The sequence below is a fragment of the Christiangramia aquimixticola genome, from assembly GCF_048285835.1.
Lineage (GTDB): Bacteria > Bacteroidota > Bacteroidia > Flavobacteriales > Flavobacteriaceae > Christiangramia > Christiangramia aquimixticola.
Genome location: NZ_JBLVTL010000086.1, coordinates 1 through 347, shown reverse-complemented (window position 1 = coordinate 347; position 347 = coordinate 1). Strand labels below are relative to the sequence as shown.

1 protein-coding gene is annotated in these 347 nt (G+C 43.8%); it reads left to right on the top strand.

The window, feature by feature from the left end; genetic code table 11:
• Positions 1-347: TolC family protein (locus tag ACNKXV_RS13620; RefSeq protein WP_417908270.1), on the top strand; the 347-nt coding region annotated here is incomplete at both ends.

Sequence of the window (347 nt, the reverse complement as noted above, 5' to 3'; positions counted from 1 at the left end):
GAAGCGGTGCAGGAAATGAGTGGGGGACAGTATTCAGCAGTGACAATTGGTTTGGTAGCTCTCTTATCGGGGTCAGCATGAGTGTTCCGATTTTCGATGGATTTGCCAAAGCTGCCCGAATTCAAAAGAACAGAGTTCAGATCAATCAGTTGGAAAATCAGCGAATGTTTCTCAAAGAAACCTTCAAAAATGAACTCTATACTGCCAAGGCAAACCTAAAAAATGACCTGAGTATCCTAGACGTGCAGAAAGAGAATTTGAAACTCGCTGAGGAAGTCTATCAGATTGCTCGCATCAAATACAATGAAGGTATCGGTTCCAATCTGGAAGTGGTCGAGGCAGATGCG